Here is a 13,962-nt window from a genome sequence, read left to right on the forward strand (position 1 = left end):
GCCGGAGTGTTCCGCGCACCAGCGCCGCTCGCCCTTTTTGCGATAGTTGAGGTGCGGGGCCGGCAACCCGTGCAGTTCGCGGCATACGCTGTTTGGCTCAAGACCAGAGAGGCTCAACTGCCAGCATCTGGACCAATGACCCGCTGGCCTCCAGATTTCGGAGGTATGACTCATGGTGTCACCACAAGCGGCACTTTACTGCGAGCCCCCGACTATATCGCGTGTCGAGCAGCCGGTGTCGACCGGTGCTCCACCGCGGCAAGCGGATGGCGTGGGTGGCCGCTGAGCCCTCCGGTCAACAGGGACTTGCAGAACGCAGGGGTGAGCTTGCCGCGGTGGATTACGACGTTCTCGTGACCGATCGCAGCCCGGGCGTCCTGCCACTGGCGATTGTGGCCGCGCTGTTCATTGGATTTGACGTGGCAAGCGACGAAGTCGGCGTCATTCAGCGTCGCCAACTGCCCCGCATGTACCGACTCCTTCGTATGGATGTGCACCCACATCGGTTTCGGCTTTGCACCATTGCGCAGCGCCTTGGGCTGCAGCCGGATCTCGAACAGCGTCCCTGACTCCCCCCTCAACGGCTGCGGTGGATCCGCAGGCGTCAACTCCTTGGCCTGTCGCAAGTGTTCAAGGTACTTCTGCGACGGAAATGCGTAGGTCTTCATGCATTCGATCGTAATCGTGGCCTTTTGCTCTTTCAAAGCCTTTGCCAGTCCCTGCGCCTGGCCCAACATTTTCTTGAGCTGTTGTGTGTCTTCGTGCACTTTGGGTACTTGCGAAGGCGAGAGTCGGAGGAGACTAGCATGCTGCTTAAACGCGGCCAGACAGGCCTGCATCTCGGCGGCCTGGGTCTGCAGACGCTCGACCACGGTGTCCACGACGTGTTCGGCGTTCTCGGGTTTCATCTTGCGCGCTTGCGAGACGGCCTTTTGCTGACCAGCCAGATCGAACTTCAGGAGTTCGGCCAACCGTGCCAGCATCTGCTCCGAAGCCGGGGCCTGCCAGATCGCCAAGCGTGCCGCCGCCGACGCACTCGCATCCGGCGCCTCCTCCGCACTCACGAGCTTTTTCGTACCTAGATCGGAAAGCACGACAACCTTGGCTGCTGGCGCCGGGTCGCCGTCGTTTGCAGCGACTTGCGGCTCCGGCTGGCCGGCGGCCGAAGAGCTAGCACCGGCGGCCTGCCTGTCTTTCCCTTTCCCTTTCCCGTTCGCTTTCCGTTTCTTGCCCACTGCAGTGCCTTGGGCCCCTGCAGCCTCGCTGGCAGTGTCGGCCGGTATCGCAGCGCGAGCGTCGGCCGGCGTTCCAATGATGGCTTTGGTCTGCAGTTGTTGTGCCAAGGTTTCGGCGATTGTAGCCGTGCCGGCAGTGCCGGCCGGTTTTGCAGCACCAGCGGCTGCCGGCGATGCAATGATGGCTGGCGACTTCGGCTGCAGTTCCAGGAAGTGCATGACCTCGTGCGCAGTGATCCATGCGTCGTCCACGATCTGGCCCAACAGTTCCAATGGGAGGCCGGCACCTGTTCGGTCATCGCCTAACTTGGCAAGCATGTCGTGCAACGCCAATCCAAATTCCGAAAGCCGCTCCATGACTCCTTCCAGCACGGCGCAGTGCTCTGCGTCGAGTGGGCGCCCTTCGCTGGACAACACAGCGTCGCCGGTCGAGTGGAATGCCGGAAAAACGTCGCTGATGAAGGTCCCCAGCAGACGCACCTTCCGGTCCTCACCTATGAGGATTTCCCTCACGGCTGCTTCGAACGTGCTCGCCAGCGGCTCAATCTTGATCTGCGCGAGAGCGACCCGCGATTGCAGCACCATGACCTTCAAATTCGCTGCCCAGCCGGTGTGCAGGCGCAGTGCGGCCTGTTCGCCCTCTCGCATCTCGGCCGTTGCGCTCGGTAAGTTGGCAGTGGCGGCGCAGACGGACCGCATCCGTTCGCAGCGCCGCAGCTTCTTTTCCCACCACTCCATGAGGGCCACATAGTGCTTCGCCACACTGGAAACTGCTCGGCTCAGCGGGTCGCGGGGAGTGTTGGATGCGCGCAACTTGTGGAGTACCGCGTCCGCAGCCTCCCTTTTTTCGCGCAAGGCGTAGAGTATATTGGTGGCCAACATGTTGCAGTGCTGCGCCCGATTGAGCGTTTCGTCGCGGAATTCACGCGCCCGATCGTCGGACAGAATGCTACGCGCCACTGCCGGGGGCAGGCTTGCGTAGTAGTTCAGAACTGTCGAGCCTGCATTGATGAACCGATCCATCTGATCTTGCGCCTCCTCCCACGAGTCGTGTCCGCGCAGGGCCGCATTACGGCAACCGTCAAGCTCGTTAAGCAGGCCGAGCATTCGTAGCTTTGCCGCGTTGATTTCTTCGCCTGTCAAGGAAATGGGAACTGCCACACTCGAGCTTGGAGGCTGGCTGGCGACCGGCGCCGTAGCTCCGCCCTCGGACGCCGTGGCTCCACCCTCCGAGACTGAGGGAAAATCGCGTTGCCGCGCAATCGCTGCAGGTGGGGCAGCGGCTTCACGTGGCGCAGCAGTCAGGGTTCGATGTGCGCCAACGGAGTGGCCGGAAGACCCGTCGCCCAGGGCATCATCGGCACCGCGCGCGGAGGACGTCCCTCTATCTTGAGCCCCAGAGCGGATCCGCTCGACAACGGATCCGAACAATTGACTGCCTTCCCCAGGAGCAACACTGGATTGCGAGCGCGAACTGCTCGCCCCCAACGTGCTGTCGGCTCCAGCATTCCCTATGCGCGATCTGCCAGATCGACCAATGCCCGTCATATTATGTCTCCGATATTGGCAAGAATGCGCCCATTGTGTTGGGTCTGATGTCGCTCAGCCGTAGTGGATCTGGCCCCTGACCTGCGGGAGCTTGGTGCGCCCTGTACCACTGCTCTCTGTCCTCAGCAGAGACTAGTGTGGGCTTGCTTGCTGCCTTCACCGGCACGGTTGTTCGCCCACTTACGCCGAAAATGAGCTGCCGCTGGAACCTGCTCCGGCTAAGCGCATCCGGGCAGCCATGTCCGCAAACCTTTGGCTTCTGCGTCCGATCGCCGGGCGGTTACCAAGGTCAGCTTAGCCAAAGTGGGGGTAGTGCACATCGGACGAGCCACCAATTGACCATACATGACGCTTCGCACTCCTATGTTTCGCATTGAGTTCAGGCTGGCTTGGCGTGGCAGGTCTAGACCGCCTAGCTGACGATTAGCTGACGAAGGGCTCCTCGGGACGCAAAAACCGACCTGGCTCATGCGTTAGCGATTGGGGTATCTTAGTTGGACGTGAAGGGAGCGCAGACGGAAATGTCAGGCGAGGGCTCGGGCCATAACTTCCATTCCGCGATAGCGTTGACGCGATGGAGCGCTTTGAGCCGGCTGCGCGAACAGATTACGGAAGGTCGAGAAGATCGAAGAAGTGCTGCAGGTTTTCCAGCGAACGGAAGCCTTGCTCGTGCGCTTTCGCAGCGGCTCGTGGGAATTCTTGGCCCAATGTTAGGGCCCCTGTGCGCGCGGTGCTCGACATCCGGGATGACCTGCCGTTTCGTCGCTCTGTAGGAACGCAGTTGTCGGTAATGATGCGCGTTGGTGCCAGGCCTGTTCTTCAGCAGACGATGAGCAGGCGCCTAGCAACCTTGGTACTGCGGCGATCCTGGACGTTCCCGTCGAGAACATATCAGTCTTGCTCGACAGCCCGCCACAACCCATGAACGTGCGTCTACCCCAGCGCCTCCTCACAAGATCAGCGCGAGAGCCGTGCCCTCCCCTGATGCGGTCGGCTGCAGGTTCCCAAATGGGCGATTTCCCGGTTCGGCCAATACCAGTCATGGTCTAGCTCCGATGCAGGGGAGATACGTTCAGCGTTGTCGGTGATCCTCAGACGCTTGGTCGTCGAGCGCTGCCTGGCCCAAATGAACGCAACCGCCGCTTCTCTTCGTGCCACGTCTATTCCGTAAGCGCTCATTTCCATGCGCGTTGACGCGGCCCGTTTGACGGGGTCGCTGTCAGACGGCTGCATCGGATCATGCAGCGGCGGTTTTGGCGAAGTTGAAGGGCAGCAGGTCGGTGATGTCGGCGTCTGTGGCGCGCTGCGGCAATTCGCTGAGGACGTGGCGCAAGTAGGCCAAGGGCTCGACGCCACAGGCGCGGCAGGTCAGCATCAGGCTGTATATGACGGCGCTGGCCCTGGCTCCATCCACGGTATCGCTGAACAGCCAGGATTTTCTGCCGGTGGCAAAGATTCTGATATCGCGTTCGAGGAGGTTGTTGTCGATCGGCATCCTGCCGTCTTCTGTGTATCGCGTCAGGTACTCCCACTGGTTCAGAGTGTAGGACACGGCGTCGCCGATCTTGCTATCGGGCAAGACCTTCGGCGCGATGTCGTCGAGCCATATCTTGAGAGCATTGAGGATGGGAACGCTGTGTTGCTGGCGAAAGCGGCGAATGCAATCGGCTTGTGTTTCGCCCTTGTCCGGCTTTTCGTTCCGCGCTTGGCCTTCAACCCGGTAGAGCTGCTCGAAGAACTTGAGCGCCTGCTCCGGCGGACCGCCCCCCTTCTTTCTTGCCTTGAGGGCATCGACGAAGCGACGTCTGGAATGGGCCATGCATCCCACATGGGTGGCCCCTGCCAGCGTGCGCCATGCGGTATAGCCATCGCTCATCAGTATGCCGCGGTAATCGCCGAGGAAGGCCTGCGGATAAATCTGGCCGCGACCCGGTTGATAATCGAGCAGCACGATCGGCTCGTTACTCTCTTCGCCGCTCCGGTATGCCCACATAAATGATGTGCTGGTGGCCTCCCTGTCCTTTTCCTTCAGGACCTGGACGGTGGTCTCGTCGCCATGGATGAGTGCTTGAGACCTGAGCCGCAGCTTCAGTGCGTCATAGATGCGGGAGAGATGCTTCTCGCTCGATCCGATCACCCAATGCCCCAGAGCGCCGCGGCTGACGGGCACGCCGGCTCGCTCGAATGCCTGGCTCAAGCGGTAGAGCGGCGTGCCGTCGACGTACTTGTGAACAAGAGCAAATGCCAGTGTCGAGGCCGTGGCGATGCTGCCCGGCAAGGGCTGCGCGGGCATCGGCGCGATCACGACCGGCGTATTGATGCCGGTGCGGTCGCAATGGCGGCAGGCATACTTGAAGCGCACATTCTGCAGGACCTTCGCCTTCACCTCGATATGAAGCTGCTCGGTAATGGCCTCGCCCATGTGGTGCATCCGGTGACGACAGCAAGGACAGGCCTTCTGATCTTCGGGAAGGTCATACTCGACGCGCTCGCGCGGCAGGTGTTCCGGGAGGGCCTTGCGGCCACGCTTCTTTGCCTCCGGCTTTTCGGTGGACGGAAAGCCGGTGTCCGGCAGGTCGATGACATTGCCATCTTCGCTGCCCGCGTCGTCTTCATCGGCAACCTGTTCGGCTTCATTGAAGAGGCGATCAACGTGCTTTTCGCTCTTGGGCGCAAAACGATGTGAGCGCGCCAGCGCCAACTCTTCCTCGAGCTTAACCACGCGTTCTGCGAACTGACGGTTCTCCGCCTGCAGCACAGCAATGCGCGCCATCAACTCCTCAACAGTCGGTTCGCCAGGTCGATTCATCGTAGTTTTGAATCTGAACCGCACCGACGCGTCAACCGCACAATTCGGGAGCCGTCTGCGTATTTCAGTCGATCGTGAGCACGGATTTCAGTCGATCGTGAGCACGCATTTCACGGGATCGTGAGCAGCGATTTCAGACGATCGTGAGCGGCCTCCTCGAAGGTTGTGGACGCTTCGGCCGACATCTCAACCGGGCTACAGGTTGCCTCGTCAATGCAACGAGGAAGCCTGATGCCAACCCAGAGATTGTCGATGCGCCGGATCAGAGAAGTTCTACGTCTAAGGCATGTCCAGGGCCTGACCGAACGCGTCATCGCGCGCACGCTCGGGGTGAGCAATGGCGTCGTGCATGGTTACCTGCGGCGTGCCCGTCTTGCGGGGCTGAGCTGGCCGCTGCCTGAAGGGATGGATGACGAAGGCCTTGAGCTCCTTCTCTTTCCGGCACCGAAGGCGGCGTCGCAAAGCCCTCGGCGGTCCGTTCCCGACTGGAACTATGTGGAAGGAGTTGCGCCGCCGCAGCGTCACGCGGGTGCTGCTGTGGGAAGAGTATCGTGCCGCCAATCCAGACGGCTTTGGCTATACCTGGTTTTGCACGACCTTCGAGGCCTGGAAAGGGCGCGCGCGCCCGACGATGCGCCAGACGCACCTGGGCGGCGAGAAGGTGTTCGTCGATTTCGCTGGCGATACCATCGACATCTTCGACCCCATCACCGGCGAAGCGCGTCCCATGAAGCTGTTCGTCGCAGCGATGGGCGCCTCGAACTATACCTATGCCGAGGCGTGCCCGAGCGAGACCCTGCCCGACTGGATCGGCCTTCACAACAACCTGTTCCGGTTTCTAGATGGCGTGCCGAAGTTCGTGGTCTGCGATAATCTCAGGGCTGCCGTCACCAACCCCGACCGCTACGACCCCGGTCTCAACCGGACCTATGCGGAGATGGCGAGCCATTACGGCACCGCAGTTCTCGCAGCCAGGCCGAGACGCCCGAAGGATAAGGCAAAAGTCGAGGTCGCCGTGCAAATTGCCCAACGCTGGGTCCTGGCGCGGCTGCGCAACCAGCGCTTCTTTTCCCTGGCGGAGCTGAACGCCGCCATCCGCCTGCTCGTCGCCGAACTCAACGCCCGCCAGATGCGCGGCTTCGGCTCTAGCCGCGCCGAGCTCTTCGCCGAGATCGACAGGCCGAAGCTGGGAGAACTGCCGGACCAGCCATACGTCTTTGCGCGCTGGAAGCGTTGCCGCGTCGCGCCCGACTATCACGTCGAGGTCGACGGGCACTGGTATTCCACGCCCTACCGCCTCATCCGCGAGCTCGTCGATGTGCGCATCGCCGACAACACCGTCGAGATGTTCCACAAGGGGCAGCGCATCGCCAGCCACGCCCGTGCGCCCAACCGGCGCGGCCACACCACCGTTGCCGATCACATGCCGAGCGCGCATCGCCGCTACGGCAAGTGGACGCCGGGGGGACTGATCGCGGCCGGCGAGAAGATCGGTCCCGCCACCGCCGCCTTCTTCCAGGCTGTCATCGCTGACCGGCCGCATCCCGAACAGGGCTTTCGCACCTGTCTCGGCATTCTGGCGCTGACCAAGAGCTACGGCAACACGCGCGTCGATGCAGCCTGCCAACGCGGCATCCTAATCAAGGCACGCTCCGTCGCCTCGATCCGTTCGATCCTCAAGAACGGCCTTGATCGGGCCTTCCTCGACGAGACGCCCGACCACCAACCCCTGCATCACGGCAACATCCGCGGTCAGGGCTATTTCCACTGAACCATGGAGTTCTCAATGCTCGCCCATCCCACCCATGAACGGCTGATCGCACTCGGCTTGACCGGAATGGCCAAGGCCTTCGAGGAGCAGCGACGATCACCGGATCTCGATGCCCTGTCGTTCGAGGAGCGAATCGGGCTTCTTGTCGATCGCGAAGCCGCCGAGCGCGACACCAAACGGCTCACCACACGCCTCAAATTCGCCGCGCTGCGCCAGAGCGCGTGCGTGGAAGATGTCGATTTGCGCACCCCGCGCGGCATCGACCGCGCCGTCTTCGCCCGGCTCGTCGCCGGCGACTGGATCGATCGCCATGAGAATCTGTTGGTCACCGGCGCAACCGGCTTGGGAAAGAGTTGGATTGCCTGCGCGCTCGGCCACAAAGCCTGCCGCGACAATCGATCGGTGCTCTATCATCGCGTCCCGCGCCTCTTCGAGGCGCTCGCGCTGGCTCGAGGTGACGGACGCTATGGTCGCCTGCTCAAGACGCTCGGGCGCGTTCAAGTCCTCCTTCTCGACGACTGGGGCCTGTCTGTTCTCAACGCGTCCGAACGGCGAGACCTGCTGGAGATCCTCGACGATCGCCACGGTCGCGCATCGACCATCGTCACGAGCCAAATTCCCGTGGAACTCTGGCACGACGTCATAGGCGATCCCACCCTCGGTGACGCGATTCTGGATCGCCTCGTTCACAACGCTCACCGCCTTCAACTCACCGGAGAAAGCATGCGAAAACACAATGCCCGCGCCCGCCCTCTTGACGGCGCCTCAAACACCTGAATCAATGAACACGTCGGTCGAAACGGCCGCTCATGATCGCGCGAAATACCTGCTCACGATCAAATGAAACGAGCGCTCACCATCGCCTGAAACGGCTGCTCACAATCAGCGAAATGCGCAGCCGTCAGCCCGCAACCTGATATTGCCGCACCGGATGGCGCACCATTGCATCGATGTCGATGCCGTCGAGAATCCAATGGAGCTGCTCGGGTCGTCAGCGTAACCACCGCCGTCTCCCGGCGTGGCCATCGGAACCTGTCTTCGGTCAGCCGCTTCAGAACCAGCACGAAGCCGGACCGGTCGAAGAACAAGAGTTTCATCCGGTCGCGACGGCGATTGCAAAAGGCAAAGACCGCAGGCGCAAATGGGTCAAGCTCCATCACCTCCTGAACCAGGACCGCAAGGCTGTTGATGCCGGCCCTAAAATCGATCGGCTCGCGGTGCAGGTAGACGTTGAGATCAGCGCCCAGTCTGAACATGGCCCAGAGCTCCAATGATCGCCGTCAACGCGTCTACATCACCGCATTCCAGCACCAGCTTCACGCCGTTCGGCAAAGACGCGCTCACCTTGGCTGGGAGTGGCGATGAGCCCATGCTTTCCGACTTCGACAGCCGCTCTTCACCACGCGCAGCAGGCCTGTCCACCGAATTGCTCTGCATAGGCAGGCTGTGGTCCGCAGCGGTGACTTGAACTGGAATGAACGCAGACGGTGCAGGTGGCGGCAAAGCACCGGCGTCTTTGGTCGTCTTTATCCATTTCCGAAGAAGGTTGGCATTGATCCCATGTTCAAGCGCAAGTCGCGATACCGACACGCCAGGCTCAAGGCAGGCCGCAACGAGCCGCTCTTTCGACGCCGGGTCGTACCGCCGGCGGCCGTTGCGCAAAATCCGCCTCACCAGCAGTTTCTGTTCATCGTCCTCAATCACTTGGTGTCCACCTCCGTTAAGTGGACACTTCATGCCAAAACACGCTCAATGGAAAAAGGTGCAGAGAAATTCGCGCTTACTCTATTCCGGCGTGGCGCGCTGCTTGATGTCAACGCTCTCGCGCAAGAAGGATGGCAATGATCCAGTGGACACCGCGTTTAGTTCCCCGAAGCTGCGTTGGTGGCCCGCTGAAAAAACTTCGCATCGAAGGCGGGGAGCACAGACGCGCTCAGGCCGGCGGGTCACTGACCGGCAGCTGCTATTGATAGCGCAGTGGCGCAGCCTGGACGCGCCGGAAGCGTAGGACGACCGAATGGATATCCAGGTGATGCGCACGCAGTAGCGCCGTAGGTTGGGCGGCCGACGCGCGGATCGCAGACGTTTAATACCGGCACAAACAGGCGTCGCGTGCGTGCAATCGGTGACTAAGAGAGAGCGGAGAGCAGGAGTACGGCCACAGCACAGCCTGATGGCAGGCGGCAACCGGCGTCACCTGTGAGGAGGACCGCACCGACGGTGGGCGCTCAGTCACGGCCTGACATGTCCTGGCTTTCTTTGCGCCATCTTAAGGCGACAACATCATTCGCGTCACTACAACTGCCGCGCTAGAACCGACTGTCCACATCATGACCTTGCCGCGCACGAAGGCCAGATCGTGCACGACCATTTATTTTGCGGTAGCGCCGCATTTTGTTGAGACTCGTCAGCTTCTCGAAAGCTCACGCTCATAGCTTGAGGAGATTGAGCTTGTTACGCGTCGCCGCCAATGGAAACAGATGCCGGAGTAACTGATGGTCGCAGCAATTGGTAGTGGAGGTGGCAACATCGGTGTTTCCTTGGCCCAAAAGGGCCATGGACATTCGGATGGACAGCCGCATCAAGGATCCACCGGGTCTTCTGGTCAGAGCAGGCCGGTTGGCGGGAGCGAACCGGCGGATCGTCCAACCATTTCTGACCAAGCTGCAGTTCAAAGCGAGTTCGAAAGCACTCTTCGTGCGGTTGCGCTGCAAATTGCAAGCGATGCCATGGATGAAGCGGAGGATGCTATGGCAGAAACTGAAGAGGATGCCTGACGTCGGATGGTCCGCGTCAGGAGGTGCGTGCTGTTGGTGACGGCACAGTTTGAACAGAAAGGAAAACAACATGAGTAAAGTAGGTACTGCTACGAGTGCGGCTGGTACTGCCGCTTCAGGTGCTGTAGACGTAGCTACCAAAGCTGCTGGGGCTGCCGCGTTCCAGGCGCAACTCGCGGAGCTAACGGCGGTTAGCTTGGAGGCTACGGCTAGGAGTATCCAGCTGCGCACTCTTACGACCAACCTCAACACAATCAAGAAGGCGGCCGACGAACGCGTTCAGTAGTGTCGGAAGCGGGGCTCTAGAGTAGCCCCGAACGTGCCCCCCAGGTGGCGCGATGTGGAACCAAGATGAGCCGCATGGCAATTGCCGTGCGGCTTCTCTTCTTGTTCGGGAGATCATCCTTGAATGACGCCGTTTCCCTTCATTTCGAAGTTCTGTCGGGGCTCTATTGCGGACTGACCGGTAAGGCGGCTCTAGAAACGGGCTTGATCGGCAGTGGCCTCGATGCGGATATAATCTTCGTCGAGCAAGGACTCGCGCCGCATCATTTTCGTATGACTCTTCTTGGCAATTCGATCGAGGTCGAGGCGCTTGCAGCCGGCCTCAGGATGGAAGACAACAGGAATATTGCGGCAGGGGAGTGCGTTGTGGTGCCCCTTCCGGTCGTCATTCATGCAGGCGCGATGTCCATTCTCTGGTCAGTGCAGGATGCTGCGCCAGCCAGTGCGATCGGCATACCACGTCTTTCCATCTCCGTGCTTGCCTTGGTGTTACTCGGCTCTCTCGGGATGGGCGCGCTCTCGGCCATTTTCTCCTACTACGGCAACGCTGGTGCATTGAGCGCCAATTCACCTGGTGCCGACCTTGAGTCCAAGCTGAGCAGTAACCGCGCTGACGATCAGACTAACGTGGCAGCGGCCAAAGACCTGCAACAGGAAGTCGACAAAGCGGGCCTGCTCGATATTAAGATCGGCTCCGCAAAGGGTGTTGTGACCGCTGAAGGGACCGTCACGTCTGCATCGGTCATTGGTTGGCAGAAGGTTCAGCAGTGGTTCGATCATCGCACGAAGGGCGCTCTAACACTGGTCAATGGAGTGGTCATCAAAGAGGAGAAGGCGCCATCCGCAATCGCCGTTGAAGCTGTTTGGCGCGGGCCCCTGCCGTATGTCGTAATCGCTGGTGAGAAGTATTTTGTCGGCGCCATTTTGGATGATGGGTGGATGGTCGATCGGATCGAGGACCGTCGTGTGCTGCTCAGCCGAAATGGCCGCCTTGCTGCTCTCTCGTATTAATGATTTCCAAGTTCGCAGGCCATATTAAGGAGAACGCCATGGTCAAGCTGCCCCATCTATCCTGTTGCCTCGCTATCGTGCGGTGCGTGAAGGCATCGTCGTCCCGCGGGACGAGTTACGGCGAATTGTGCTGCTCCGGCAGAACCGGAGCAGCTTGATCAAAGGCTAGCTGCTCCGGTTGCGGCTCGCTGCCCACGGTAGTTTTCGGGATATACAGCTGCTGCGGCTTTTCGCGTATGCGTTCATCTCGAAGGTTATCAGCGGTGATGCCCTTACGGTTCTGGACAGACTGGGTACCTCCTGGCAAGCCGTCCTCGTGCCTGCCTCTCGTTCTCAAGCGCAAGCGATGCCCTCTGATGGGTCTTCGAAAGCTGCGTAGCAGCAGAGCAATTCTCAAACCATCATAGAGGGGCCTCGGATGGCCAACGTTTTGCGTAACTTCATCGAGCGTGCGCCGGCCAACCCGGACTTAATGGTCGCGTTGATGCTGCTTCTAGCCGTAGCTATGATGGTCATGCCAATCCCGATCATGGTGATCGACACGCTGATCGGATTCAATATGGGATTGGCCATACTGCTGCTATTGGTCGCCCTGTATGTCAGCACGCCACTCGATTTTTCGTCGTTGCCCGGCGTCATTTTGATATCCACGGTATTCCGTCTGGCGCTCACCATCGCAACGACGCGACTGATCCTGGCCGAGGGGGAGGCAGGTAGCATCATCCACACCTTCGGCGATTTCGTAATCTCAGGCAATATCGTCGTAGGTTTTGTCATATTTCTGGTCGTGACCATGGTGCAATTCATGGTCCTCGCGAAGGGCGCCGAACGTGTCGCAGAAGTGGCGGCGCGCTTCACGCTCGACGCTCTGCCGGGCAAGCAAATGGCGGTCGACGCAGAGTTACGCAACGGCCATATCGATGCCAACGAATCGCGCAGGCGGCGCGCCACATTGGAGAGGGAAAGCCAACTTTATGGCGCGATGGATGGCGCGATGAAATTTGTGAAGGGCGACGCCATTGCCGGGCTGGTGGTTATCTTCATCAACATGCTGGGTGGGATTTCGATCGGCCTGCTCTCGAAGGGCATGTCGTTCGGCGAGGTGCTGCATCACTATACTCTGCTGACGATAGGTGATGCGTTGATCTCGCAGATTCCGGCCCTGCTGCTCTCAATTACGGCGGCGACCATCGTCACTCGCGTAACTGGGGCTGCAAGTTCCAACCTTGGTACGGACATAGTCAAGCAACTCACCGCCAGTAAGCGAGCATTGCGGCTGGCGGCCTGCGTCTTGGTTGTGATGGGGTTCGTTCCTGGTTTCCCCCTGCCCGTCTTTCTGATCTTGGCCGCAGTCTTCGCCGCGGCAAGCATTGTCAAGGGTGATGTGCCGGGCGCCGGCAAGGTCGATGCTGCAACTGCAGCGCCAGTAGAGAAGGAAACCGTCCGTGCAGAGGCATGTCCGATCGCCTTCTTCCTTGCGCCGAGCCTTACGCATGCGATCGACCAAGTTGAATTACAACAGCACATTGCACGCGTTTCGCAACTAGTCTCAGCCGATCTCGGCATTGTCGTTCCGCGCATCCCGGTCGCGGTCGACCAGCAGCTGCCCGAGTCGCAATTCAGGATAGATGTCGAGGGCGTGCCAGTCGAACAGGATTTGATTAATCCGACACAGCTCACCCTCACAGACGATCTGGCGAGCATTGAATCGAGCGGCATCCCATTTCGGCATGATCCAGAAATGGACAAAATCTGGGTCGAACAAAGCCATGCGCCGGCTCTCAATGCCGCCGGCATCGGGCATCACCGTCCCAGCGAACGCCTCGCGTTGCGTATCCATGCGACCTTGACCCGCTATGCACCGCGCTTGGTGGGCATCCAAGAAACCCGCCATTTGCTGGGTCGCATGGAGCAGGAATACGCTGATCTGGTGAAGGAGGTGCTGCGCACCACGCCGATCCCTCGGATTGCCGATGTGCTGCGCCGCCTGCTGGATGAAGGTATCCCCATCCGCAATACCCGACTCGTCTTGGAGGCATTGGCCGAATGGAGCGAACGTGAGCAAAACGTCGCACTGCTCACGGAATACGTTCGTTCTGGCATGAAGCGGCAGATCTGTCACCGCTATGCCACACACGGAATCGTGCCCGCCTTCGTTATCGAACGTGAGACTGAGGATTTCATGCGCAGCGCCGTTCGGGATTCGGCTGCAGGCCCATATCTCGTGTTAGAGGATCGGCAAAGCGAAGCGCTGCTGTCGCAGATGCGTCAGATCCTTTCCAGCGCAGCACCGGGTCAGACCCTCCCTGTCGTATTGACTTCAATGGATGTCCGACGTTTCGTCCGCGGTTTTCTAAGCCGAAACGGGATCGATCTTGCTGTTCTGTCTTATCAGGACCTCGCCTCCGACTTCACGATTCAGCCCGCCGGATCGATCAAGCTCCGACTGGAACCAATATTGGAACGTCACGGAAACCGCGCAATATCGGCGTTGCCGCCAACTGACAGCCAAAGCGCTCGATGATA

8 protein-coding genes and 1 pseudogene are annotated in these 13,962 nt (G+C 60.2%); 5 read left to right on the forward strand and 4 right to left on the reverse strand.

All coding sequences use genetic code 11. The features are described from left to right. Window positions 1–212 precede the first annotated feature (212 nt). The gene (locus tag BPNPMPFG_RS40420; protein ID WP_319946043.1) at window positions 213–2,378 is read right to left on the reverse strand and encodes a T3SS effector XopP-like protein; all 2,166 of its coding nucleotides are present in this window, start codon (window positions 2,376–2,378) and stop codon (window positions 213–215) included. 1,642 nt (window positions 2,379–4,020) lie between these two features. Then, the gene (gene tnpC / locus BPNPMPFG_RS40425; protein WP_258598544.1) at window positions 4,021–5,592 is read right to left on the reverse strand and encodes an IS66 family transposase; all 1,572 of its coding nucleotides are present in this window, start codon (window positions 5,590–5,592) and stop codon (window positions 4,021–4,023) included. A 231-nt stretch (window positions 5,593–5,823) separates the two neighbouring features. On the opposite strand from tnpC, the pseudogene istA reads away from it, so the two are divergent. Together istA and istB are read left to right on the forward strand one after the other, a co-directional pair. Next, a pseudogene (gene istA, locus BPNPMPFG_RS40430) lies at window positions 5,824–7,363 on the forward strand (IS21 family transposase). A 15-nt stretch (window positions 7,364–7,378) separates the two neighbouring features. Then, window positions 7,379–8,140 (forward strand): IS21-like element helper ATPase IstB, encoded by a 762-nt coding sequence (gene istB, locus BPNPMPFG_RS40435; RefSeq protein WP_258598545.1) that lies wholly within the window; start codon window positions 7,379–7,381, stop codon window positions 8,138–8,140. A gap of 59 nt (window positions 8,141–8,199) precedes the next feature. On the opposite strand, the gene tnpB is transcribed toward istB, so the two are convergent. Further along, entirely contained in the window at window positions 8,200–8,619 is a 420-nt protein-coding gene (gene tnpB, locus BPNPMPFG_RS40440) for an IS66 family insertion sequence element accessory protein TnpB (RefSeq protein ID WP_258598546.1), read from the reverse strand. Beyond that, window positions 8,600–9,064 (reverse strand): IS66-like element accessory protein TnpA, encoded by a 465-nt coding sequence (gene tnpA / locus BPNPMPFG_RS40445; protein WP_258599064.1) that lies wholly within the window; start codon window positions 9,062–9,064, stop codon window positions 8,600–8,602. Before tnpA ends, tnpB begins: the two co-directional genes overlap by 20 nt. Window positions 9,065–9,858: 794 nt before the next feature. Between tnpA and BPNPMPFG_RS40450 the strand changes: the two genes are divergently transcribed. The 3 genes from BPNPMPFG_RS40450 to sctV all read left to right on the forward strand — a co-directional run bounded on the left by BPNPMPFG_RS40450 (window position 9,859) and on the right by sctV (window position 13,960). Beyond that, a complete protein-coding gene (locus tag BPNPMPFG_RS40450) occupies window positions 9,859–10,140 on the forward strand; it encodes a nodulation protein NopC (protein WP_258598547.1) in 282 nt (93 codons plus the stop codon). A 405-nt stretch (window positions 10,141–10,545) separates the two neighbouring features. Further along, window positions 10,546–11,436, forward strand: coding sequence for a SctD/MshK family protein (locus BPNPMPFG_RS40455; RefSeq protein ID WP_258598548.1), 891 nt, complete (start codon window positions 10,546–10,548; stop codon window positions 11,434–11,436). A gap of 418 nt (window positions 11,437–11,854) precedes the next feature. Then, entirely contained in the window at window positions 11,855–13,960 is a 2,106-nt protein-coding gene (sctV, locus tag BPNPMPFG_RS40460) for a type III secretion system export apparatus subunit SctV (RefSeq protein WP_258598549.1), read from the forward strand. Window positions 13,961–13,962: the final 2 nt, after the last annotated feature.

The sequence above is a fragment of the Mesorhizobium sp. AR07 genome, assembly GCF_024746815.1.
Classification (GTDB): Bacteria; Pseudomonadota; Alphaproteobacteria; order Rhizobiales; family Rhizobiaceae; genus Mesorhizobium.